This window comes from Peribacillus cavernae, from assembly GCF_003989135.1.
Lineage (GTDB): Bacteria > Bacillota > Bacilli > Bacillales > DSM-1321 > Peribacillus > Peribacillus cavernae.
The window spans coordinates 132863-155192 of sequence record NZ_RYZZ01000020.1 but is presented as its reverse complement, the minus strand read 5'-3'; the positions used below and the strand labels follow the sequence as shown (position 1 = coordinate 155192).

Annotated in this window: 23 protein-coding genes and 2 pseudogenes; 13 read left to right on the top strand and 12 right to left on the bottom strand. The window is 38.1% G+C overall.

The genetic code is table 11. The annotated features are described in order from the left end of the window. Nucleotides 1-12 precede the first annotated feature (12 nt). Together ELQ35_RS15030 and ELQ35_RS15025 are read right to left on the bottom strand one after the other, a co-directional pair. Entirely contained in the window at nt 13-1329 is a 1317-nt protein-coding gene (locus tag ELQ35_RS15030; RefSeq protein ID WP_126865644.1) for an MFS transporter, read from the bottom strand. A gap of 387 nt (nt 1330-1716) precedes the next feature. After that, complete coding sequence (locus ELQ35_RS15025; RefSeq protein ID WP_246026086.1) at nt 1717-3081, bottom strand: sigma-54 interaction domain-containing protein; 1365 nt, start codon at nt 3079-3081, stop codon at nt 1717-1719. Nucleotides 3082-3445: 364 nt separating this feature from the next. Between ELQ35_RS15025 and ELQ35_RS22665 the strand changes: the two genes are divergently transcribed. Further along, on the top strand, nt 3446-3604 hold the full coding sequence (locus ELQ35_RS22665; protein WP_185861783.1) for a hypothetical protein: 159 nt from the start codon (nt 3446-3448) through the stop codon (nt 3602-3604). On the opposite strand, the gene ELQ35_RS23475 is transcribed toward ELQ35_RS22665, so the two are convergent. Further along, entirely contained in the window at nt 3601-3723 is a 123-nt protein-coding gene (locus ELQ35_RS23475) for a hypothetical protein (protein WP_281278127.1), read from the bottom strand. The genes ELQ35_RS22665 and ELQ35_RS23475 overlap by 4 nt on opposite strands. Then, nucleotides 3724-4629 (bottom strand): annotated as a pseudogene (locus ELQ35_RS15015) (gamma-glutamyltransferase). It abuts the gene before it with no gap. A 93-nt stretch (nt 4630-4722) separates the two neighbouring features. Here ELQ35_RS15015 and ELQ35_RS15010 point away from each other — a divergent pair. Further along, nucleotides 4723-5860, top strand: a pseudogene (locus ELQ35_RS15010) (IS4 family transposase). A gap of 28 nt (nt 5861-5888) precedes the next feature. Here ELQ35_RS15010 and ELQ35_RS15005 read toward each other — a convergent pair. Further along, entirely contained in the window at nt 5889-6416 is a 528-nt protein-coding gene (locus ELQ35_RS15005) for a GNAT family N-acetyltransferase (RefSeq protein ID WP_126865643.1), read from the bottom strand. Nucleotides 6417-6602: 186 nt separating this feature from the next. Between ELQ35_RS15005 and ELQ35_RS23575 the strand changes: the two genes are divergently transcribed. Then, nucleotides 6603-7202: a hypothetical protein gene (locus tag ELQ35_RS23575; RefSeq protein ID WP_307365264.1), complete on the top strand. Its 600-nt coding sequence runs from the start codon at nt 6603-6605 to the stop codon at nt 7200-7202. A gap of 33 nt (nt 7203-7235) precedes the next feature. Further along, a complete protein-coding gene (locus ELQ35_RS23570) occupies nt 7236-7523 on the top strand; it encodes a hypothetical protein (protein WP_307365267.1) in 288 nt (95 codons plus the stop codon). A 219-nt stretch (nt 7524-7742) separates the two neighbouring features. On the opposite strand, the gene ELQ35_RS14995 is transcribed toward ELQ35_RS23570, so the two are convergent. Together ELQ35_RS14995 and ELQ35_RS14990 are read right to left on the bottom strand one after the other, a co-directional pair. Next, nucleotides 7743-8195: a GNAT family N-acetyltransferase gene (locus ELQ35_RS14995; protein ID WP_126865642.1), complete on the bottom strand. Its 453-nt coding sequence runs from the start codon at nt 8193-8195 to the stop codon at nt 7743-7745. A 133-nt stretch (nt 8196-8328) separates the two neighbouring features. After that, nucleotides 8329-8889 (bottom strand): DUF1697 domain-containing protein, encoded by a 561-nt coding sequence (locus ELQ35_RS14990; RefSeq protein WP_126865640.1) that lies wholly within the window; start codon nt 8887-8889, stop codon nt 8329-8331. 287 nt (nt 8890-9176) lie between these two features. Here ELQ35_RS14990 and ggt point away from each other — a divergent pair, with 287 nt between their 5' ends. After that, complete coding sequence (gene ggt, locus ELQ35_RS14985) at nt 9177-10946, top strand: gamma-glutamyltransferase (RefSeq protein ID WP_126865638.1); 1770 nt, start codon at nt 9177-9179, stop codon at nt 10944-10946. Between the two features lie 409 nt (nt 10947-11355). Here ggt and ELQ35_RS14980 read toward each other — a convergent pair whose 3' ends face one another. Beyond that, nucleotides 11356-11670, bottom strand: a complete 315-nt coding sequence (locus tag ELQ35_RS14980; RefSeq protein WP_126865636.1) for a YrdB family protein — start codon at nt 11668-11670, stop codon at nt 11356-11358. A gap of 203 nt (nt 11671-11873) precedes the next feature. On the opposite strand from ELQ35_RS14980, the gene ELQ35_RS14975 reads away from it, so the two are divergent. The 3 genes from ELQ35_RS14975 (at nt 11874) to ELQ35_RS14965 (ending at nt 14391) form a co-directional block, all read left to right on the top strand. Further along, the gene (locus ELQ35_RS14975) at nt 11874-12605 is read left to right on the top strand and encodes an ABC transporter ATP-binding protein (protein WP_126865634.1); all 732 of its coding nucleotides are present in this window, start codon (nt 11874-11876) and stop codon (nt 12603-12605) included. Beyond that, the gene (locus ELQ35_RS14970; RefSeq protein ID WP_126865632.1) at nt 12602-13630 is read left to right on the top strand and encodes an ABC transporter permease; all 1029 of its coding nucleotides are present in this window, start codon (nt 12602-12604) and stop codon (nt 13628-13630) included. The genes ELQ35_RS14975 and ELQ35_RS14970 overlap by 4 nt, the downstream gene beginning before the upstream one ends. An 83-nt stretch (nt 13631-13713) precedes the next feature. Continuing rightward, complete coding sequence (locus tag ELQ35_RS14965) at nt 13714-14391, top strand: TetR/AcrR family transcriptional regulator (RefSeq protein ID WP_126865630.1); 678 nt, start codon at nt 13714-13716, stop codon at nt 14389-14391. A 152-nt stretch (nt 14392-14543) separates the two neighbouring features. On the opposite strand, the gene ELQ35_RS14960 is transcribed toward ELQ35_RS14965, so the two are convergent. Both ELQ35_RS14960 and ELQ35_RS14955 read right to left on the bottom strand, forming a co-directional pair. Continuing rightward, nucleotides 14544-14954, bottom strand: a complete 411-nt coding sequence (locus ELQ35_RS14960; RefSeq protein WP_126865628.1) for a DoxX family protein — start codon at nt 14952-14954, stop codon at nt 14544-14546. A gap of 96 nt (nt 14955-15050) precedes the next feature. Then, nucleotides 15051-15488 (bottom strand): MarR family winged helix-turn-helix transcriptional regulator, encoded by a 438-nt coding sequence (locus tag ELQ35_RS14955; protein WP_126865627.1) that lies wholly within the window; start codon nt 15486-15488, stop codon nt 15051-15053. A 474-nt stretch (nt 15489-15962) separates the two neighbouring features. On the opposite strand from ELQ35_RS14955, the gene ELQ35_RS23155 reads away from it, so the two are divergent. After that, nucleotides 15963-16286, top strand: coding sequence for a hypothetical protein (locus tag ELQ35_RS23155; RefSeq protein ID WP_246026085.1), 324 nt, complete (start codon nt 15963-15965; stop codon nt 16284-16286). Between the two features lie 500 nt (nt 16287-16786). Here the strand turns inward: ELQ35_RS23155 and ELQ35_RS14945 are convergent, their stop codons facing one another. Beyond that, nucleotides 16787-17554 (bottom strand): PAS domain-containing protein, encoded by a 768-nt coding sequence (locus ELQ35_RS14945; RefSeq protein ID WP_126865625.1) that lies wholly within the window; start codon nt 17552-17554, stop codon nt 16787-16789. A gap of 648 nt (nt 17555-18202) precedes the next feature. Here ELQ35_RS14945 and ELQ35_RS14940 point away from each other — a divergent pair. The 4 genes from ELQ35_RS14940 to ELQ35_RS14930 all read left to right on the top strand — a co-directional run bounded on the left by ELQ35_RS14940 (nt 18203) and on the right by ELQ35_RS14930 (nt 21070). Then, nucleotides 18203-18514, top strand: coding sequence for a cytochrome-c oxidase (locus tag ELQ35_RS14940; RefSeq protein ID WP_246026084.1), 312 nt, complete (start codon nt 18203-18205; stop codon nt 18512-18514). A 50-nt stretch (nt 18515-18564) separates the two neighbouring features. Next, nucleotides 18565-18717 carry a hypothetical protein gene (locus ELQ35_RS22660; RefSeq protein ID WP_185861782.1) on the top strand — a complete coding sequence of 51 codons (153 nt, stop codon included), beginning with the start codon at nt 18565-18567 and terminating at the stop codon, nt 18715-18717. Between the two features lie 362 nt (nt 18718-19079). Beyond that, nucleotides 19080-19922, top strand: coding sequence for an RpnC/YadD family protein (locus ELQ35_RS14935; protein ID WP_126865623.1), 843 nt, complete (start codon nt 19080-19082; stop codon nt 19920-19922). Nucleotides 19923-20248: 326 nt separating this feature from the next. Continuing rightward, entirely contained in the window at nt 20249-21070 is an 822-nt protein-coding gene (locus tag ELQ35_RS14930; protein ID WP_126865621.1) for an MBL fold metallo-hydrolase, read from the top strand. Between the two features lie 240 nt (nt 21071-21310). Here ELQ35_RS14930 and ELQ35_RS14925 read toward each other — a convergent pair whose 3' ends face one another. Then, the gene (locus tag ELQ35_RS14925) at nt 21311-21721 is read right to left on the bottom strand and encodes a VOC family protein (RefSeq protein WP_126865620.1); all 411 of its coding nucleotides are present in this window, start codon (nt 21719-21721) and stop codon (nt 21311-21313) included. Between the last annotated feature and the right edge of the window lie 609 nt (nt 21722-22330).

Genomic DNA, 22330 nt, shown 5'->3' with positions numbered 1-22330 from the left:
AATCACACACCTTTATATAGAATGATTTGCATCAATATATTTACTTGTATCATTAGATAGATTATGATCACCAATTAATGTCGGTTGCTCTTTCATCAGGAAAAGATAGGATAGTATCGCTATTAATGCCAATCCTCCTCCAATGGAAAGGGGAACGGTAAATGATCCTGTAGATTGCACAATAAACCCTGTAATCAGTGGAGCTAGTGCCCCCCCAATATTCCCTGCAAAGTTTTGGAGAGCGCCGATTCTTCCTACATAGTTTGATTTCGAGATAGCTCCTGGGAGTGCCCATATGACTCCATTAGCTGCCATTACCCCGCCTAAAGAAAGACTTAAAAACAGAATAACCCAAAAGATACTTTCTACTTGAACAGCCAGTAGGATAGACAGGGAAATGGTCATGCCAATAACCGCCAATGTACGACATGACTTTATCGAAGACCAGCCTTTCCGAACCAGTCGATCGGACATTAATCCAAAAACCCAGACCAATATGAAGGCAAACACGTAGGGAATCATGGCAATAAATCCTGTTTTCGACAGCGATAGGTTTTTAGCATTAACTAGGAACGTAGGTAGCCACGTTACAAAGATATATAAAACATAATTGATAGCAAATAGTCCAATCATTAAGGCCCATACATTGCGATATTTTAATAAGGCATACATTCGAATGTTCGCTGGTGAATATTTTTCATCTGTATCGCCGATAACAGAGAGCTCTTTTTGTGAGACGTAAGAAGATTCAACGGGACGGTTTCTAAAGTATTTCCACCAGAGAAATGCCCAAATGATGCTAATTAAACCCGTTACAAAAAATGCACTTGCCCAACCAAATCTAATCATGAAAAAAGTGACCAACGGAGGTGTGAATGCTGACCCGAACATTACTGCGGAGATAAAGGAAGCATTGGCCTTTCCTCTTTCATTCGTAGGAAACCATTGTGAAGCAGCTCGACTAAAGGCAGGGAAAGTAGGTGCTTCTCCTAATCCCATCGCCATCCGATAGAGTAAAAGACTTGTAAACCCAGTAGCTATTCCAGTAAGTCCCGTCGTGACGGACCATACTAATACACCCACAAAAACCATAATCCGGGAACCAAATTTATCGATTAAAATTCCCATGGGTATTTGGACGATCATATATGTCCACAACACAGAAGATAAAATAATACCCATTTGGGCATCATTAAATTGGAAATGCTCGGCGATTAATGGAGCTGCAATACCAATATTTGAGCGATCCATATAGTTGATAGCTGCACCAAAAAACATAAGAAGGAGAATCTTGGAACGATAGTTAGAATTCACTTTAATATCCTTCATATCTTCAGTCCTTTCCCTTTTTTTAGAACCACTTGAAATCTTTTGTTAAAAGGAAATAAGTATTTTTAAATAATACAATCCATTTGAGATGTTCAGTCAATCGCAAAAGCGTTGTCTGATCCATAAAAACTTCTCTATTTTCCAACGAGTTTTATACAGATCGGCAATCATTTCAATGGCGATATTTCTCAGATTAGCACGACTATCATCTTTCCCTTACTAGAAACACAGCAGACTAATACTGCATAGTAACAGTTCATCCCCCTTTCTATACAAAAAGTAATGCAAGAAACATGCCAGTGATTAAAGGGTGAATATAGCGCTCTTTTAAAATATTCTAATGTTGAACATTGCAACAGTGTTGCACCATATGCATTGCTGTAAGATTTATAGGTTATATTTCTTCATTCTTCGCCAAAGCGTTGTTCGATCCACTCCTAATCTTTCGGCAACTCTTGTTTTATTGCCTTGTTCTTCTTCGAGCAAAGAAAGTATGACGCTCTTTTCCGTTTCAAATTTACTTTTTTTTTCGTTAACACGATTCTTCAATTTTTCCACTAAAAATTTGGCATCTTTTAATGTGATTGTGTCGTCTTCAGCCAGGATCACCATTCGTTCGACAACATTCCTTAATTCCCTTACGTTTCCCGGCCACTCGTATTGTTTAAACAATGAAAAAACGTCATCACTGAATACTGCAACTCGATGTGGGTGTTTTTCGTTCAGTTCCTCCAAAAACGAATAGACGAGTTCCGGAATGTCCGAAAGGCGTATTTGAAGAGCCGGAAGTTCAAGTGCCAAAATATTGAGTCGGTAGTATAAGTCCTCACGAAACGTTCCCTCTTGAGTCATCTGTTCGAGCTCGCGATTGGTCGCAACAATAATGCGTACATCGACGGGAATGATTTTCTCACCACCGATCCTCCGTACCTCTCGTTCCTCCAAAACGCGCAGCAACATCGACTGAATACGAAGCGGCATTTCACCAATTTCATCAAGAAAAATCGTTCCCCCGTGCGCGAGCTCAAACAAACCCATTTTTCCGCCTTTGATGGCTCCCGTAAATGTTCCTTCTTCATATCCGAATAGTTCACTCTCAAGCAAACTTTCAGGAAGCGCAGCGCAATTAATTGCGACAAATGGACCCTTTTTTCTCATGCTGCTTAAGTGAATTCCTTGCGCGAACAATTCTTTTCCTGTACCGGACCCGCCGGTAATCATAATCGTGGCATCGGTTTTCGCAAATTTTTCAGCTAATTCTTTACATTCTTTCATTACGTTGGAGGTCCCGATAATATCAGAGAGTTGATGTTTTGCTTCCAGCCCGCTTTGATGAAGCTTTTTACGGATTTTCATTTCCATTTTTTGAATGTCGTCTATGTGCTTAATATTTGATACGGCACCGACCACTTTCCCCTCTTCCATAATCGGTAAGCGGTTAATGATTAATTCTCTATTAAATATCGTATTAATATCCCCCATCTCACTTTTCCCAGTTCGCAAAATTCGGAGTAAATCGGAGTTTGGGATGAACTCCGTAATTTTCGAACCGATGATTTGATCGGGCAGCCCGAGTATTTCTTTCGCGTGCTTATTAACTAAAGTCACCCTTGCTTCCTGATCAACGACAATAACGCCGTCATGGGAAGAATCGATAATCACTTGCGCTTCTTTAGAAGCATAATCTCTTAAAATCGCGAACACCCCCTTTTTAAAATGGAATTTCAAATATTCAGACTTTAATTCCCGCAAAAAGGCTTATAACCTAACGCCATGCATCTTTTTCAACAAAAAAGGATGACAGGGATTTCATATGGATACTTGGTTTTCCTTAACGAAAATTTCCATAGCATCTTTTATATTAATCCACGTAGTTCAATCGTAATCACTACTCTGCCTAATTCATCAACTCTACGGACAATGCCTGTACTTTTCATATGACTACCTTCGATTACTTGTATTGCAAAATATGTAAATTTTATGTTATATGTATTATTTTAACACAACGGATTTCCATTTTTACACCAATAAATATTATACTGTTTGGATAGTTCCAAACTTGATTAATTAGTCGGACAAATTTCCCTAAGCAAGTAGGTTGATTGGAGGATAGAAAATGGATCTTAAAGCAAAAAAGGTGATGGAATCTCTTTTATCGAAGGAATTAGAGGAATTGTCGAAAGAGTTCATTCTCCCACCAACTCAATATCGTGGAAGGACTTTGGGGCTGGTTAGAAAATCGGTCATTTACAATGTGTTTTTCTCATCTATCTAAGAAATCAGGGCTGCAGTCAAGTCATTGATGAATGAAGTCCGCAAAGAACCTTTGAAAATCGTAAGAAAAACAGCATCAAGGTCCGTTTCTCCCTCTTGATGCTGCTTTTTTGCTTCCATTTATTTAACCTTCCATGTACCCTCTCTTCTAGAATCTGCAGATCCAAAAATGACACTTTTCCCTTTGTCAATTACTATTGCTTGAATTCCACCATAATATATAGGGGAACTTTTTAATTCAATATCATACCCCATTTCTTCTAATTCATTCCTAATTCCTCTAGAATATCTGATTTCTGAATAGATTTTATTGTCCTCCATATAAAATCGTGGCGCTTCAATTGCACTCTCTAAAGATTCATGAAACTTTAGGTGGCGAATGAGAGCCTCTGTTAGCATCATTGGTATCCTGCTGCCTCCCGGAGATCCTATACCAATAAGTTGGTCATCCTTTCGGAGAACTGTAGGTGCCATAAAGGTCCTTGCTCGTTTTCCTGGCTCATATTTATTAGAAGAGCCGCTTATCTAATTAAAATTATCAAGATTATTATTAAGGAAGAAGCCATCAATATAGATTCCTGAGCCAAAAAAGTTACTTAAAGTATTGGTAGCCGAAACTACAGTCCCCTCTTTATCTGTGACGACAAAATGGGTCGTGCTAGTATGTTCCTCATCTTGTTCTGTCTGGTCTAACCGATATTTATCAGACTGTTCATCAAAGGATATATCGTCCGATAGCTTTATAGAGTAATCCTTCTCGGTTAACTTTTTTACAGAAATATCATTAAATACCGGGTCACCGAGATTATGTATACGATCACTATAAGTGCGTTGGGATATCTCTCCGGTTAAGTGGATAAAGTCTGTAATGTCTTCTGAAGCCTCATGAATATTTAACATCTCAGCCATTTGTAAAGATTGAATCAGGGAAATTCCTGAGAAAGGAGGTGGTGCAGACAATACTTCAAATCCGGAGAATTCACCGTAAACAGGCTCTTTCTCGTATACAGAATCAGGCGTGTTGATTAACCAGTTTTATACAATAAAATAATACAAAAAAAGACCCTTTTCTTATAGAATGGATGTACCAGCAACCAAACTCAAGAAAGAGGTGTCCTTATGAATAAGAATACCACATTCTCGAATGTAACCCAAAAGATTATTTTAGAAGATGAAGTCAATAACATAAGTGAAGTCCTTGGTTATCATGATTCCGCCCGAAAGTTAACTGTTTTCTGTCTTGTTGAATACCTTCTAACGGCAGCAGCGAACGAATGGAAAAGCTACCGCGAAGGTGCAGATGTCGGTCTAGGCTATGTCCTTCCTCAAGTTGACCACTCGACGCTATCAAAAAAGGCAGCTCACGTGGATTACAAGGTACTTAAGCAAATATTTGAACTGGTTGTTTCAAAATGCAATCGTGCTACCCGGCGAACCTTGAAGATTCCTAAGGAACTCCTTATTGTGGATTCCACTACGATCACTGTACGGGGAAACTCGGCTTCCCTGGGCCGTCTATCATGGTGAACGATCTGGGGTGAAACTACATGTTAGTTTTACACCTGAAACCGGAATGCCCCTGAAAGTCATGGAGTCGACAGGACTTGCCCACGATGGGCCACTTGGTGAAAAGCTTGCAGACCCACGTTTTATATTGGTAGAAGACCGTGCTTATTTTAAAATCAAGCGTATTGATCAGTTTGTTTCTAACGGCCAATCCTTTGTCATCCGTATGAAAGAAAATATCGAAATTGTAAGGCCGCACTCCTTAAAGCGACTAGCTCAGGAACCCTCACCCATCACCAAGGATATGACTTGTCTGCTAGGGACTCCTCAGTCCCGTTCTGCCAGGCGTCATCGTGTCGTTTTCTTTAAAGACAATCAGGGGCGTGAGATCCGGGTGGTAACAGACCGGATGAATGTCTCTGCGGAAACCATTGCAGACATGTATAAAGCGAGATGGAAAATTGAAACGTTCTTTCGATGGATCAAACAAAACTTACATGTGCCTGTTTTGTTTGGGACAACAGAAAATGCGGTTTATAACCAGTTATTCGCCGCATTAATAGCCTATGTCCTATTAAAATATCTTTATGAACGTACATCAAAAGGCCGCATTTTTAAAAAAATATCTTTTGTCTCCTTTCAACGGCTTTGGTTTAGCGATCAACTTCCCATTGACTGGGCTTCGGAGTTGGCCATGATTATAAGAAAGATCTCCAGGAACGACGGGATGGGTCTGTCTAATTTTGGATAATCAACACTCGTGTTAAAATATATCAGAATTACTGTAAACCGAAAGCTGGAGAATATTCTACGACCCCTTGAATACCTTTTAAACTACCCATTTGTAACTCTTTAACCATAAACGTTTCATCAGGCACCTCAAACGGTGCTTTTATATTCCATTTAGAAGCCGGCTCAAAGCCAAATTTCGGGTAATAATGTTCGTGCCCCATAACGACTACTGCTTTAAAACCTGACTCTCTCGCCATTTCTAGCGATTTATGAATCATTTCTTTTCCAATACCTTTCCTCTGGTAGGAAGGCTTAACCGAAACAGGAGCAAGAGCCAAAGCCTCAAAAGATTGTTTGTCATCATTAATTTTTAGTTTTGTTAGTAATATATGCCCGACAATCTTCTCATCCACTTCATAAACTAAAGATAAGCTTGGGATAAATTCTGGTGATTCCCTTAGACGTTTTACGAGTTCGTGTTCTTTTTGGTCACTGAATGGAAGCCCGGTAAACGCTTCTTTTATTATATTTTCGGTTGCGTCAAAGTCCTTACTCTTTTCTATTCTGATTGTCATTAACGTTTCTCCTTCCAAATTAATCTTTATTGCTGGACTATTAATTTTACATCTTATAGTACTTTAAGATCTTAAATTACGTAAAGTATTGGCTGATATTTTAATGTTGAGAATCATAAAGAACTTTTTTCGAAACGCTTAAACATGCTATAATTATTATACTATTAAGAAAACGGTAGATGTACTATGGCAGCTTCTAAATATGTAGAAGGAATGTTAAAAACAGTTATTGGAAGCGTATTTGTAATGAAAGTAGGGAATAATTTTATGAATAAAGGTATCTCATACCATGCCAAGGACATTTTATTAAAGTCATTAAGTGTACTGTATCAAAATGACAGTCTTAGCGTTCTGCATCTTGATGATATGCCAAAAGTCAAAAGTCTGCTGCCAAATGAATATGCAAGGGTGGCCGCAGATGAAAAACGTTCAGATATTTTATTCCTGTTGGAAGATGACTCTATCCTTATGTTAGAATTTGAGAGTAATCGGAGATATCATCAAAATTATATTAAATACTTAGATTATGCCTATAGAATATTGCATAGGTACTACTTTGACACTAAGAAGGTAAAGAAAATTCGTTTAGTTGTCGTCTATACGAGTGACGTCACAAACGTAAAAGACTCTTTGGATGCGGGAGATCTACAATTTCAGTCAAAAGCTGTTTTGCTCAGTGAGTTTGGCGGGGATCATATCTTGCATCAAATTCGAACAAGCTCGAAAATGGCGAGAATTAAGCAAAGAAGAATTCATGAAATTAAGTCTGCTTCCTCTCATGAATAGGGTAAAGACCGCCAGGAATTAATAAAAGAATGTGTGGAATTAGCCCAACGTATCGATAATGAAGAAATTCAGTTTCAAGCTATTGCTGGTATATTAACTGCAACTGATAAATTCATTGATGATAATTACGCAAAACACGTAAGGGAGTGGTTAAGCATGACAAAGGTAGCCAGAATTTTTGAAGAAGAAAAAGTGGCAGCCTTAATGGAACTAGCAAGATCCATAGCAAGAAATCTTTTAGATGTTCTTAATGACGATGAAATCGCTAATAAGACAGGATTAAGCAAAGAAGAAGTACAGAAGTTACGAAAACAAAATTAATCTTGCTAATTGACCTTGACTATTCAATAAATTGGCTCAAAGATCAATGGAATTTACTTTTATCAGTGAATGCATAGTTAAGTAAGACCCATTTGATTCCTCTGCTAATCAATATATTCAGTATTGCTCCATAAGATTTGATAACGATCTGGCTCACATTATATAGCATTTTTCGGGCCTATGACGTTCTAAGATCAACCAATTTAAAAAACTATACTTTTACAACTTATAAAAGTAATAACGAAATTCATCGTCCATCTTAAATCCTTGTCTTTCCCAAAATCCCCAAGCTTTTTTATTGATATGCTCTACTGAAAGCTCAATACCTTTTGAATTTGTTAACAATGTAAATTCCTTCACCTTCACAAAAAGCTGTTTCCCCACTCCGCTATCACGGTAATCCTCGGATATGAAAAAGTCATTTAGTAACCAAACACGCTGTAACGTTAAGGATGAAAAAGTTGGATAAAGCTGTGCAAAACCGATAACTTCGCTGTTTTGCTCTGCAATAAATATCACAGATTCTAAGTGTTCAAATCTTTCAAATAAATAACGTTCTGCTTCCACAGGATTTCTCTGTTGCTTAAAATACTCACGATAGGAATCAAATATCGGAACTATTTTAGGCAAATCTTGAATTGTCGCTTGTCTAATGATTAGTTTGTTATTCATTCTGCATCCCCCATTATTCTTCACCCTGTTGCATTAAAGCTGGCTGGCCTGAGTATATCAACGGTGTGGTTCTTCTCTTAGCTGCCAGTCCCTTGCCGAATGTATGAATCTCGTTACCATTACTGTTTAAACATTAAACCTCCTTTGCATTGACCAGAGCAACGAGCTTGTTTATCGTTTTCCAGTTGCGTACGGTTGCCGGGACGCCCAGCTTTTGAAGGTTGTTGGCAAGCTTGGAATTGCGTATGCTTTTACTGAATAACAGGAAGACTTCCCGGCCCTGAATTTGATACGTTTCGTTTTCGCTGCTAAAATCCTTCAGCCGATCAATCCCTTCCTGCGAAGGCTCTTCAAGCAAAAACGAGACATATAGGCTCTCACCTTCAGACGATGCCTCTGCTTCAGAAACTTCTTCTTCCGAGAACGGGCAATTCGCGGCAATCATTTTCAACTCCTCGGCCGTTCTTAAAACAACCGTTACTGAAAAACCAAAAGCTGCCTCTATCTCATGCTCAATCCGGTTGCGCAGCGGTTCTTCCTCCTCATCCGATTCGAACAGAACATTGCCGCTTTGGATATACGTTTGAACTCGACTTAGGTCCATTGCTTCTAGCGTATGCTTCAGTTCAGCCATCTTGATCTTATTCCTTCCCCCTACGTTAATACCTCGCAACAGCGCAATATAGATCGTCATGTCCCACTAACCTCTCTTCAAATGTTGAGTTCATGAAGTTATTAAAATACTTAACTCCATACCCATTATAACCGGTATTATTTGTTAGATACATACCTTACTATTGAAGTATATATACAAAGAGAATATCCCACAAATAGAGTAGATAAATGTAAGAAGCCATTTAGCAAATTCTAGCTTAATGGCTCCATTTCTAATATAGTTATCTGAAAATTTAGATATATAACTTGATAATGTTCTTTCCCTTCCTTATAATGGGAGTAGGAATATACTGGGGGAGGGAAAAAATGAAAAAAATTTGGAACGTCAGTTTAGCTGTACTATTTAGTATCTTATTGGTAGTTGGAACTTTTCCTTTAAGCGGGCAGGCTAAAGAACGTCACAAAAGTTATGATGGGTATAGTCAGGTAGATACTGGAAACGGTGGCATGGTCGCAACAGCCCATCCTTTTGCTTCTGAAATAGGTGCAGATGTACTAAAAACGGGAGGTAATGCGATTGATGCGGCTGTAGCCATCCAATTTGCTCTGAATGTTGTGGAACCAATGATGTCAGGTATCGGTGGCGGCGGCTTCATGATGGTTTACGATGGTAAAACAAAAAATACGACCATCATTAACAGTCGTGAACGCGCCCCTGCAGGAGCAACCCCTGATATGTTCCTTGATGAAAACGGAAAACCCATACCATTTTCTGAGCGATCAACAGGAGGAACAGCTGTGGGAGTACCGGGTACATTGAAAGGTCTTGAAAAAGCTCTTGATAAGTGGGGAACACGGCCTATGAAGCAGTTAATCGGTCCTTCAATTAAACTCGCGGATAAAGGCTTTCCGATTGACTCTGTATTAGCAGCAGCTATCTCAGATAATGAGGAGAACTTATCGCGTACCGCTGCAAAGGATGTTTTTCTTCCAAAGGGGAAACCATTGCAAGAAGGAGAACGGCTCATTCAAAAAGATCTAGGTAAAACATTTAAATTAATACGGTCTAAAGGTCCAGATGTTTTTTATAAAGGTGCACTAGCTAAAACACTCTCAAGCACAGTGCAGGCCTACGGCGGCTCAATGACTCCTAAGGATTTAAAAAACTATCAAGTAACGATTGACCAGCCAATTTGGGGAGAATATCAAGGTTATCAAATTGCCAGTATGCCACCACCAAGTTCCGGCGGTGTATTCCTACTGCAAATGTTAAAAATTCTTGATGATTTTAACCTCTCTCAATATGACGTACGCTCATGGGAAAAATACCATTTGCTTGCCGAAACAATGCATCTTGCCTATGCCGATCGGGCGGCTTATGCAGGTGACCCTGAATTTGTAAAAGTTCCTTTAAAGGGTTTGCTGAATCCTGATTATATTAAGGAACGTCAACAGCTTATCAGCTTGAATACGGTCAATAAAAAACCAACTGCTGGTGACCCGTGGAAATATGAAGAGGAATCCGCTGATTATGGACAAAGCCAACAGCCAAATGACCGCAAAGATGGTGAAACCACTCACTTTACAGTAGCAGATAAATGGGGAAATGTTGTTTCCTATACGACGACTATTGAGCAAGTCTTTGGTACCGGCATTATGGTTCCAGGATACGGGTTTATGTTAAATAATGAATTAACTGATTTTGACGCGGTTCCTGGCGGAGCAAATGAAGTACAGCCAAATAAGCGTCCGTTAAGCAGTATGACACCAACGATTTTATTTGAAGATGATAAGCCAATTTTAACCGTCGGTTCTCCAGGTGGTGCAACCATTATCGCTTCTGTTCTTCAAACCATTCTACACACAATTGAGTATGATATGGAGCTGAAGGCAGCAGTGGAGGAACCGAGAATTTATACTAATAGCATAACCTCTTACCGTTATGAAGATGTAATTTCCCCAGACATTATCAGCCGGTTAAAACAAATGGGTCATGGTTTTGGAACAAGTTCTACAACTATTGGCAACGTACAAAGTATCCTAATAGATCATGAAAATGGTACCTTTAAAGGAGTGGCAGATTCCAGCAGAAATGGGGCAGCAATTGGAGTTAATTTGAAAGGTCAAAGGAAATAGGAAATTATTAAAAAGGCATCTCACCGGCTAAACGAAGATGGAATGATAATAAACAAGGTTATATGAAAAAAAAGTATATAGTGCAAATGCTGGATACCACATGGTATAGTGCGAACGGATAGCATCAGGAACTATTAATTTACAATGTTAAGGATATCCCAATATTAAAAGCCCAATTTCTCAGTGTTATAAAAAAGAAATTGGGCTTCCTTTACTTACAATCGCGCCCGCCGATCGTTTAACTTTTTTCCTGATATCTTTCCTTTTGAGTATAGGAAGAAGGCGGTGTTTATTCAAGAAAGCAGCAATTTGTAAGTGTTTGATATTATTTCAGGTTTTTTCTGTCTCTTCAATGTGGACATGCCAGTTCCCCAACACTCAGTAAAGTTTGAAAGATTGCTTGATTAATTTACTGTTTCCATATTATCATCAAGATTCTATTGATTATAACTATTAAACCAATTATATAGGCAATTCGCGAAAACCCCATGTTCATAAGTACAATAAAAGCTACTCCAAAGATTCCTGCCTCTAATCCTAGTTGTGCCCAGAATGGTAAAATGACAAGGGATTTGGGTGCTATAAACATTCCCCATATAATAGCAATTAATAACGGACCGCCAATTCCCAATAGAACACTTGATATAATCCCACTACCTTTTTGGAATCCCCAAAAACCAATGGCCAATAAAGTGGCAATTTTAAAAGAGACTTTTTGTTCCACTAAATAATCAGAAGTAAAATCCTTGTCAAACTAAACCTTTTTATAAACCTTTGCGTATGCAACTTTTCAATTGTTCACGCATTTTTTTATTTTCTTCTTCTAACTTTTTAGTATAATTGAGTGATTACTCACTTTACAAATAGTGCATTTCGTTTTATTATCTATATGAGTGATTACTCACTTTAATAAAGAGGTGAAATGCTATGGAAAAACAAGAAATCATTATTTCCAGTCAACATGTTTCAAAATCATTTGGCAAACAGCTTGTATTAAACGATATTACCCTTGAAATTTTCAGCGGAGAAATTTTTGGCCTCCTTGGTCCTTCTGGAGCTGGAAAGACCACACTTGTGAAACAATTAATTGGACTTGATTTGCCTACCGGAGGTGAGAATTACATTTTCCAAACACGAATGCCTTCTTTGTCTATCGTGGAAAGGATTGGCTACATGGCTCAATCGGATGCTTTATACGAGGAGCTTTCTGCAAAGGAAAACCTTGAGTTTTTTGCTTCCCTTTACGGATTAACGCGAAAACAGCGCCAAAACCGAATAAGAGAGGTAATGGAAATCGTTGAACTATCTGATCACCTCCATAAATTAGTTTCTAACTATTCCGGTGGTATGAAGCGCCGATTATCGTTGGCCATTGCCTTGTTGCATGAACCAGAGCTGCTCATTCTTGATGAACCGACTGTCGGAATCGATCCTGTGCTGCGAAAAAGCATTTGGGAATCTTTTTATGAGCTTAAGAAAAAAGGCATCACCATTATTGTCACAACCCACGTCATGGATGAAGCGGAAAAATGCGACCGGCTTGGCATGATTCGGGACGGTCAATTGATTGCAGTCGGTACACCGGCAGAGTTAAAAAACAAAACGAACTCGTCTACGATTGAAGAAGCGTTTCTCGTTTACGGAGGTGCTGAATCATGAGGATTGCAGCTTTAGTGATAAGAATTTTACGGCAGTTTATTCGTGATAAACGAACCATGGCTCTGATGATTGTTGCTCCCATCTTAGTTCTTACGATGCTGAATTTAGTGTTTAACGGTGATGATTACGAACCTAAAATCGGGCTTGTCAATGTACCGGAGCAGATTCATAGCAAATTAAACTTGGAAAATGCGACGATATCGGATTATCAAACTAACAAGCACGCAAAAGAAGATCTTGTTGATAAAAAGTTGGACGGATACGTTGTTTTTGAACAGCAATCCCCATATGTCTTTCTCGAAGGAAGTGATCCAGGCGTTAACGGAGCCGTGATGAAATGGGTCCAGGCAGCATTTAAACCGCTGCAGAAAAATGCGCCACCAACAGAATTGGACGTTAACTACTTGCACGGTTCCAGCGATATGGGGCAGTTTGATTATTTTGGACCTGTCCTGCTTGGCTTTTTCGTCTTTTTCTTTGTCTTCTTGATTGCTGGAGTATCCTTCCTTCGGGAAAGAACAACCGGTACATTGGAAAGACTGCTTTCAAGTCCGCTGCGCCGCTGGGAAATTGTCATTGGTTATATTGGAGGGTTCGGTATTTTTACGATCCTCCAGGCTGGAATCATTGTTTCGTTTGCGATCTATGTTCTTCATATGTTAATGGAAGGGGCATTTGGCTACGTATTATTAATCACATTGCTTTTATCGCTCACCGCCTTAACGTTGGGGATTTTCCTTTCTTCATTCGCAAATAATGAGCTGCAAATGATACAATTTATCCCCATTGTTGCCATCCCGCAAATCTTTTTTTCCGGGTTGTTTAACCTGGAGACGATATCGGAATGGGTAAGCTGGATCGGGCCATTTACGCCTTTGTATTATGCCGCCGATGCCCTTCGAGATGTCATGGTAAGAGGATACGGTTGGAAAGACATTTATCTCGATTTACTTGTCCTTACCGGATTTTCTGCTTTATTTATCATCTTAAACATTTTTGCCTTAAAAAAATACCGCAAGATTTAAAGATCCCCTGCTTTTTCATTATCTCGTTCATTCGTATATAATAGGATTAAAACGATGATTAGTTTAATTAGAAGGAGTAGAAAATGTCCAATCAAGACTTCATGATGGATACGTTTTTCGAGGATGAAGAAGGCTTAACAGAAAAACAGAAAAAAATTATTCTTGCGGCCATTGAGTCCTTCTCAGAAAAAGGCTATGCCGCGACTTCAACAAGTGAAATAGCAAAAAAAGCAGGCGTTGCTGAAGGAACGATTTTCCGGCATTACAAAACGAAAAAAGACTTATTACTATCGATGATTACGCCGATGATGGGGAAATTTATTGCGCCGTTTGTCATCAAAGATATCAATAAAGTATTAGATCATCGGTTCGAACATTATGAAGATTTCTTAAGAGCAATGATTGAAAACCGGATCGAGTTTTTAAAGAAAAACTTGCCGCTATTTAAAATTATCATTCAAGAAATTCCTTTCCATCCTGAACTTAAAGCACAATTTAAAGAGCATATTGGCAATAAAGTGTTCGAACGGGTTTCTGAAATGTTTAAACACTACCAGGATAAAGGGCAAATCATTGAATTGCCATCAAAAAGTATCATCAGGCTGGCCGCTTCAACGATATTTGGTTTTTTGATTAGCCGCTATATCATCTTTCCGGAAGCAGACTGGGATGACGAGGCTGAAATGGAGAGGACCATCCAGTTTATCATGCATGGATTGACTCCAAAAGATGAATTCATCCCTGGCTCGGAGACAGAATGAAAAAAGATCTATGCAATCTTACCTTGATATTCAGTCACATAGCGCATGTAATTTTGCCTGTAAAATGTAAAATGGGGAACGATTATTTATCGTTCCCCTCAGGCTGTCAATAAACACCTATTTTACAAATTGAGAATGCATAAACGTTGAATTTACCAAAACTTGATATTATAGAGTGCATCTAATGATATAGAACCAGGACCTGACAATGCTATTCCTATAGCAACAGCAATTAATACCAAATTGTATTCAATTCCACCTTTATCAGAAAACAAACCATTTTTTCCGTGTACTGTTTTAATAGCAACAATCATCGGAACAATGATTAATAGGGAGGCAAAAGGCGTAAGGAATCCCAACAAGAATAGTATTCCTCCAATGAATTCGCCTAAACCAGCTAATAAAGCCATAGGTTTACCTGGCTTTATACCGATTTGCTCGAAGAATGCACCTGTTCCCGCAGGTCCACCACCTCCAAACCATCCAAATGCTTTCATAGATCCGTGTGCAGCATAATATAGTCCAACGACAACTCGTATAATTAAAAGACCGAGAGCTTCCATCACAAATACCTCCAAAATATTATATTTAGTTGCTATAGCAACCAAAAAGGAACATATTTAATTATAAAGAAAATTGGTAGTCTATGCAACTAATTTTCACTTAACACTCATCTCCACATTCTGTTGCATTTTTAATAAAACTTCATTCACTACTTGTAATTCCTCGCTGGTGATTCCGGAACATACAGTACGATTGAATTCTTCAGTAATAGGATAAACCTGTTCACCTAATTTTATGCCTTTTTCAGTGAGGTACACGTTGAAAGACCGACCATCCGTTTCATTAATATGTCTGCTAATCAATTCTTTTTTTTCAAGATTACTTAACATACGAGCGATATTCGTTTTATCTTTATTAAGTCTTTTAGCTATTTCATTTTGACTCAGTCCATCTTTTTCCCAAAGAAGTAACAAAATTAAATTTTGTTCAGGTGCAATATTCAAGGGTGCTAACTTAGCTTTGATATAACTTGTCAGGGTTAGGTCGGTTTGATGAATCATAATACTTATATAATCATTAAATGAAATTTTCATTTACAAGCCTCCTTCTTTCTTCGTTTTGAACCGAATTATATTGCATTAAAATTTGACTGTCAATTCATCCCTTTGGGGCAACTATACCACTACTTTGGAGCATTCCTTCTTAAACTAATGGACCGTTAGTGGAACAACTAAATGGACGTAAATAATACCGCCAATAGCTTGGCGGTTTAAGGATGAATTTATGATCATTCATTTACCTGGATAAATATCATACCCGATTACTTTCTCGACAATCTGTGGGGAACGATTATTCTTATCGTTCCCCTTTTACTTTACGGCCGGAAGCCGCATTTCTTCATCTGGAAATGCGGCTATAATCGTACACTTATTTATTATTGTGGGAGGTTACTTAATCAAAACATTCATCACGTAATATTCGAACATACGTTAAAACTTTGTAATATTTTATTACTCTTTATCATAAGGAACAATAGAACATTCTATAGGGGGTTGGTCTTTATCTTTATGCGAACAAGCTACAGGAAATGGACAGAACACATTTATCCAGGAGAGAAAAACCCACCTAAAGGTTCTCCAGGAGCAGGATATTGGCCTATGTTTTTTATTTCAAGGGGAAGAGACAATGATTCCTATCCCTTTCGTCAGCGTATCCAGTGGAGAATCAAATATCCGAATGATATTGATTGGGGAACAGAGCTGTTCACAGTAGAACAAACTTTAAAGTCATTAACTACTCAACAAATACGCCTCGCACAATATGAGGAACAGTTGAACCAACCCAACGAATTACCCCTATACTTTTCAGTTTCACTGAAAAGTATAGACTAGGATCACCGGATTTTGCCAGGGTACTAGGATATTTTCACGCCGCTATAAATGATGTCTGTGTTATCACATGGTTTCTTAAATATCTTTGGGATGTAGCACGTCCAAATCAGTATGAAAGGAACTTACCTACTGTTTGTCTACCCCTCGTTTTCCAGTATATCCTCTGCACACGCTACCATTGCGGGATGTGCGGAGGTATTATTAAGCTATTTCTTTCCGGCAGAGTCATCCAGTATAAAAAAAGTAATGGAAGAAAGTGCTCAATCTCGTTTGTACGCTGGCGTACATTTTAAAGTGGACAACGATGAAGGGTTACGATTAGGCAGGCAAATTGGGGAGGTGGTTGTAAACTTATTGAGGGTACAAAACCAAAATCCATACTAAAATAAACTCTATTACGATTGAATTGATCAGAAATAATGGAAGGCTGTTCGGGTACAAGTAAAAAAAAGTTACCCCGTTTACCAAGTTAAGTAAAAGAGATAACCTGTTTACTGAAGCTATAGCGTAATTTTATCCTGCTTTAAAACATACTTGATACCTTGCTGAAGCTTAGCAAAGGTTGGGAATGGGTAGGATGCCGCATTAAGACTTAATGCCAATGTAGCCGAAATTCCGACCACGATACATTGGGTCCCAATTAATCGCAGCATTTCATTTAATTTAATCAGACTGTCACTTGTTCCAGCACCGGCTTTTTCTACTCCAGCAAAACTAATAAAAGCATATTTAATCTCATGCTCCACTGAATACGTGAGCAACTTAGAGACAATCAACTCAAAATGGTCCGGATCCAGTTTACCTAAAACGGGAATCACAACGGCATTCTCCCAAATTCTTATGATTGGTACGGAGAGCTCGTTAACGAGGCGCAGCATTCTGTCCTCTTCCTGAGCTTTTGTCGTTACATCCATCAGCATAACGACATATCCTGATACTTCTTTTTCAGTGTCAAGAATAGGAGTGATCACAATATCGGTAACAAACTGGCCCTTAGTATCAATTCGGGAACGTAAAGGACTGGATAAATCCTTCATAATTCTGCGCTGATGGGAAGGATTGCGGTGAAAACGGTCCATGTTCATCCCAATCATATCCTCGACATTTTCGATTCCAAATAAAGGTCCTACTACAGTTAATAGCTTAATCGCTTTTGGATTGACCCAGACCACGTTATAATCTTCATCAGCAAGGATAATGTTTTCCCCGATGCTTTCTAATACTTGTGAGGAAGTCATATTGGAAGGGAAGCTTCCGAGAGAATGCATAAAATCACCTAGAGACTAGTTTCAAATTTTTAATTCTGGTTTTTTTGATAGATTTATTTTATCTGGCCTATGCTTGTCTTTCTAATTAATCTGACGTCGTCTTCTGTTCCAGACTTTGAGATATAGATTTCCTTCTTCCGTCCTGAAGAATTTAATCCCGATCCATTTCAATGGAGTCCACATTTCTTTCATATGGTATATCGGCACTCCAAGCCCCCCTATATTAACTCTATATGGGTTGATCATACTAAAATAATTTCACAAATACTGTCGCAATTTGGGCTGGGCAATTGTAAATTTCCGACAGAAAGTTTATCATTTCTCAATTCCTTTACATGTAGAATGTATTTATCAAGTTTTGTTTTCCATTCTTGTCAAAAATAGAATGCGAATGATAGGATTCTAATCAGTTCGCTGAAAAACAAACTGCAACGCTTTTCTATTACTAAATTAATAATGTTTAATTGTCTTTTTACTATATAGTATAGGAATATTCTCATAAAATATCCAAGAAACCTTTGGAATACATTGATTATTATGGTTATTTGGACATATAATGGAGTTAGGTTCTGGAAAAAGGATGAGTTTGTTTGGGTATTACGTTTTTAAAATCTCGGTTGTTTATTTTTTATCGGGATTGGGCTTGGCATGTTCATGTCGATATCGCACAAGTTTCAATATAGGCCTTCCCTTGCTCTGGCAGGCATTGTGTATCATCTCTTCCCCGTACTTGCTCAAAAACGGATTGGAAAGCTGCATTTCTGGCTTCATAATCTCGGCATGCCGGTCATGCTCCTTGGGCTTGTCCTACTAGAATCAGGCAACTCTGCTGTTGAACCGTTCATCGCTATCGGCGCCACAATTATGAGCATTGGAATCATTTGTTTCGTTATCAATGTATTAGTCAATCTCAAAAGCACCCCCGCCCAATCAGTTGCCAACAAAGACATAGCTTCCTAGAGTATTCCCGATTTAACAAAATCTTAGGAAAACGAGGAGCGATTAATCCCATGGAAAACAAACCAGTTTATTATGACGGCAGCGGTTCCATTAACTTAACACAGACCGAAACACACACATCCAACTCTATCAAAATCACACCCGAGATGAGAAGAAATATTGGTGTTATACCATATCAAGTAGACAATTTTAAACGAAAGTGATCTTTATACCAAATAATAGGGCCTCCAGTACCGATCTGGAGGTTTCTTTTTATTCAGCCTTGTGTAACCTTGTATATTGCCAGTTAAGGTAAATCTGAGAATGAAAGGGGTGAAGATGTTGCGAGAATTGAATAAAATTAGAGGCGGAAATACCTCCAACCGATAAATTTATGGTATGTGAGGAGTAGATATGTATGAATACATTACTATCTGCAGGAAATGGTATTAAATATGCTATAATTATTAAAATATTAAGAAAATAATAATGTATTATGCTGACTTCTTCAGTGAAAATATTATAGAAGGAATGTTAAAAACAGTTAAATTGAAGCGTAAATGTAATGAAAGTAGGGAATAATTTTATGAATAAAGGTATCTCATACCATGCCAAGGACATTTTATTAAAGTCATTAAGTGAATTGTATCAAAATGACAGTCTTAGTGTTCTGCATCTAGACGATGTGCCAAAAATCAAAAGTCTGTTGCCAAATGAATATGCAAGGGTGGTCGCAGATGAAAAACGTTCAGATACTTTATTCCTGTTGGAAGATGACTCTATCCTTATGTTAGAATTTGAGAGTAATCGGAGATATCATCAAAATTATATTAAATACTTAGATTATGCCCATAGAATATTGCATAGGTACTACTGTGACACTAAGAAGGTAAAGAAAATTCGTTTAGTTGTCGTCTATACGAGTGACGTCACAAACGTAAAAGACTCTTTGGAAGCGGGAGATCTACAATTTCAGTCAAAAGCTGTATTGCTCAGTGAGTTTGGCGGGGATCATATCTCGCATCAAATTCGAACCAAGCTCGAAAATGGCGAGGAGTTAAGCAAAGAAGAAGTCATGAAATTAAGTCTTCTTCCTCTTATGAATAGCAGTAAAGACCGCCAGGAATTAATAAAAGAATGTGTTGAATTAGCACAACGTATCGATAATGAAGAGATTCAGCTTCAAGCTATTGCTGGTATATTAACTGCAACTGATAAATTCATTGATGAAAATTACGCAAAACATGTGAGGGAGTGGTTAAGCATGACAAAGGTAGCCAGAATTTTTGAAGAAGAAAAAAAGGAAGCTCTAAAGGAACTAGCAAGATCCATAGCAAGAAATTTTTTAGATGTCCATGATGATGACGAAATTGCAAAAAGGACAGGATTGACGAAAGAGGAAGTACAGGAATTACGAAAACAAGGTTAATTGTACTAATTGACCCCTTTTGTCATCAATGTATTAGTCAATTTTAAAAAGCACTCCCGCTTAGTCAGCTGCCAACAAAGACATTGCTTCCTAGAACTATTCCGTTTCAAGAAAAACTTTGGAAAACAGGTAAGACCTCCAGTACAGGTGAATCCTGAAACTCGAGGCTTCTTTTTATTGTTGGACTCGTCTAACCTTTATATCGCAAAGTAACAAACAGATGCATTTGAAAGATCCGCAAACTATCACTTTGGATATTTTTCGGGCTTTTACGTGTTTAACAAGCTGTTAGCTTTTCAAAACTAGTCTCAAAGGAGGAGAAACAGTTGATTCAGTTTATTCAAAAACATCTAACTGTATTCCAAAGCGCTCTATTTAAAACTACATGTACGGTTGTGGAGAATGATGATTTCCTCTTAATCGTAGATCCAAATTGGCTGCCCCAAGAAATTGAAGCTATCCAGCATCATGTTGAAACCGTTAGGGGGAAAAGAGAACTCTATCTATTGTTTACACACGGAGACTTTGATCATATTATTGGTTATCGGGCCTTTCCAGATGCAAAGATTATTGGCAGTAAAGGACTACAACACCATCCCAAAAAGGAGAATACATTAGGGCAAATACGAAAATTTGACAATGACTATTACATAGACAGGCCCTATCCCATCGAATTTCCGGTCTGTGATATTGTCATTGAAGACGACGGACAACTGTTCACATCGGGCAACATGACACTGACGTTCTATCTTGCACCAGGACACAGTCATGATGGTATATTTACTGTGATTGAGCCACAAGGAATCTTGATTGCTGGGGACTATTTATCTGATTTTGAACTTCCGTTTATCTACGATAGTGCAAAGTCGTATTTGAAAACCCTACAGACGGCCAAGGAAATTTTACTTAGGCATCATATAAAAGTCTTAGTGCCTGGTCATGGAAAAGCGACGGATCAATTGCATGAAATGAGGACAAGATTCGAATCATCACAGAAATACCTGGATAAGCTAATCTCTGCTGTAATGAGAGAAGATGCGCAGGAATTGGATTTGTTGGCTAAAGAGATGCCTTATCCATCAAGCTTTACAGCAGAGTGCCATGCTGAAAACATTGCAATCATTAAAAAAGAATATATTACTAAATGAGGATTTAATAAAAAAGTTCGGAATACATTTTTCTAGTTAGGTCTGTGCTTAGTCCTTGCGCCGCATTCATTCGAATAAGCGGTATAACTATAAGAAAAAATACAATGTTTCGCTGGATAGGAACTTTGGTGTGATCATCAGCAGTGTCTAACTTTCTAAAAAACACAACAGCACTGTTTAGAGTGCTGTTGTGTACAAATTAAAAGCTATAGGGATCCATTACTCAATTGTTTCTATGGATTAGGATTTTGTATGATTGAGATCCCAAATCACTCCATAGGCATCCTTCACTTTAGCGTATTTCGCTCCCCAAAAAGTATCCTGCAACTCCATCAATATAGAGCCTTTTTGGCTCAATTCATCATATATTCTTTGAATTTCTTCCTCGTTTTCAAGTTCAAGGGCTAAGGAAATATTGTTGCCAACATCAATTGAATGGCCCGGAAACGTATCAGAAACCATAATTAATAAGTCATCTTTTTTTATACGTGCATGCATAATTTTGTCATCGGATTCAGGGGGAGTCGAGAAATCTGCCTCACCGTAAGTTCCAACCTCCAGTAACTCTGCATCAAATGCATCCTTATAAAATTCCAGTGCTTCTCTGGCATTGCCATCGAATGTAAGATATGGTGTTATTTGATTTTTCACTTCGTTCACTCCTCAAAAATTAGTATATTTCTCATAAACTATTGCCATAACCTGGTTAAGATAGTCACGCCGTCCTCTAGACTTTTTCAAATAAGTGACTATCGGTGAATCCTTCGATATCTTGCACCTCTGAAGTGAAAACTAGGATTTCCTCCATCCTAAAAATAAGAACTCATTATTGACTCATATTTTCAACTCCCTTTCACTTTGCAAATTTACATTTTCTAATACAATAAAAAATTTATTGATGCCTAAACATTCTTCCAGTCTTATCCTATTATAACAAGGAACGTGTGTTCTGTAAACGAAAAAATAAGATATTAAATACAAATTCACATAGGACTATAAAAAGGCGGTCTCATTTATTCCAACGAGACTGCCTTTTTATAATCTATATCGGTTTTCTCCCAATCTAAAAATGAGGGCTGAGCCAGAAATATCCTTTGGACTTTAAGCTATGGTAATGAACTTGTTTAAAACATCTTTAATTGTATTAAATTACTCTATGCCACTGCAACATTTATTGAATAAGCGGGTCACAAACAAGAAAAAGTCAATTGAACTACTCCCTCTTACCAGCTTTAACAGCTTGAAGTTATTGCGCGATAA

Coding starts and splice junctions, on each gene's coding strand:
- ELQ35_RS14965 (WP_126865630.1), top strand. CDS start 13,714: ATGTCCAATCAAGACTTCATGATGGATACGTTTTTCGAGGATGAAGAA.
- ELQ35_RS14975 (WP_126865634.1), top strand. CDS start 11,874: ATGGAAAAACAAGAAATCATTATTTCCAGTCAACATGTTTCAAAATCA.
- ELQ35_RS14945 (WP_126865625.1), bottom strand. CDS start 17,554: ATGCATTCTCTCGGAAGCTTCCCTTCCAATATGACTTCCTCACAAGTA.
- ggt (WP_126865638.1), top strand. CDS start 9,177: ATGAAAAAAATTTGGAACGTCAGTTTAGCTGTACTATTTAGTATCTTA.
- ELQ35_RS14990 (WP_126865640.1), bottom strand. CDS start 8,889: ATGACGATCTATATTGCGCTGTTGCGAGGTATTAACGTAGGGGGAAGG.
- ELQ35_RS15005 (WP_126865643.1), bottom strand. CDS start 6,416: ATGACAATCAGAATAGAAAAGAGTAAGGACTTTGACGCAACCGAAAAT.
- ELQ35_RS15030 (WP_126865644.1), bottom strand. CDS start 1,329: ATGAAGGATATTAAAGTGAATTCTAACTATCGTTCCAAGATTCTCCTT.
- ELQ35_RS23155 (WP_246026085.1), top strand. CDS start 15,963: ATGCGAACAAGCTACAGGAAATGGACAGAACACATTTATCCAGGAGAG.
- ELQ35_RS22660 (WP_185861782.1), top strand. CDS start 18,565: ATGGAAAACAAACCAGTTTATTATGACGGCAGCGGTTCCATTAACTTA.
- ELQ35_RS14955 (WP_126865627.1), bottom strand. CDS start 15,488: ATGAAAATTTCATTTAATGATTATATAAGTATTATGATTCATCAAACC.
- ELQ35_RS14970 (WP_126865632.1), top strand. CDS start 12,602: ATGAGGATTGCAGCTTTAGTGATAAGAATTTTACGGCAGTTTATTCGT.
- ELQ35_RS14960 (WP_126865628.1), bottom strand. CDS start 14,954: ATGGAAGCTCTCGGTCTTTTAATTATACGAGTTGTCGTTGGACTATAT.
- ELQ35_RS23575 (WP_307365264.1), top strand. CDS start 6,603: ATGGCAGCTTCTAAATATGTAGAAGGAATGTTAAAAACAGTTATTGGA.
- ELQ35_RS14940 (WP_246026084.1), top strand. CDS start 18,203: ATGTTCATGTCGATATCGCACAAGTTTCAATATAGGCCTTCCCTTGCT.
- ELQ35_RS22665 (WP_185861783.1), top strand. CDS start 3,446: ATGGATCTTAAAGCAAAAAAGGTGATGGAATCTCTTTTATCGAAGGAA.
- ELQ35_RS14995 (WP_126865642.1), bottom strand. CDS start 8,195: ATGAATAACAAACTAATCATTAGACAAGCGACAATTCAAGATTTGCCT.
- ELQ35_RS14935 (WP_126865623.1), top strand. CDS start 19,080: ATGAATAAAGGTATCTCATACCATGCCAAGGACATTTTATTAAAGTCA.
- ELQ35_RS23475 (WP_281278127.1), bottom strand. CDS start 3,723: ATGGAAGCAAAAAAGCAGCATCAAGAGGGAGAAACGGACCTTGATGCT.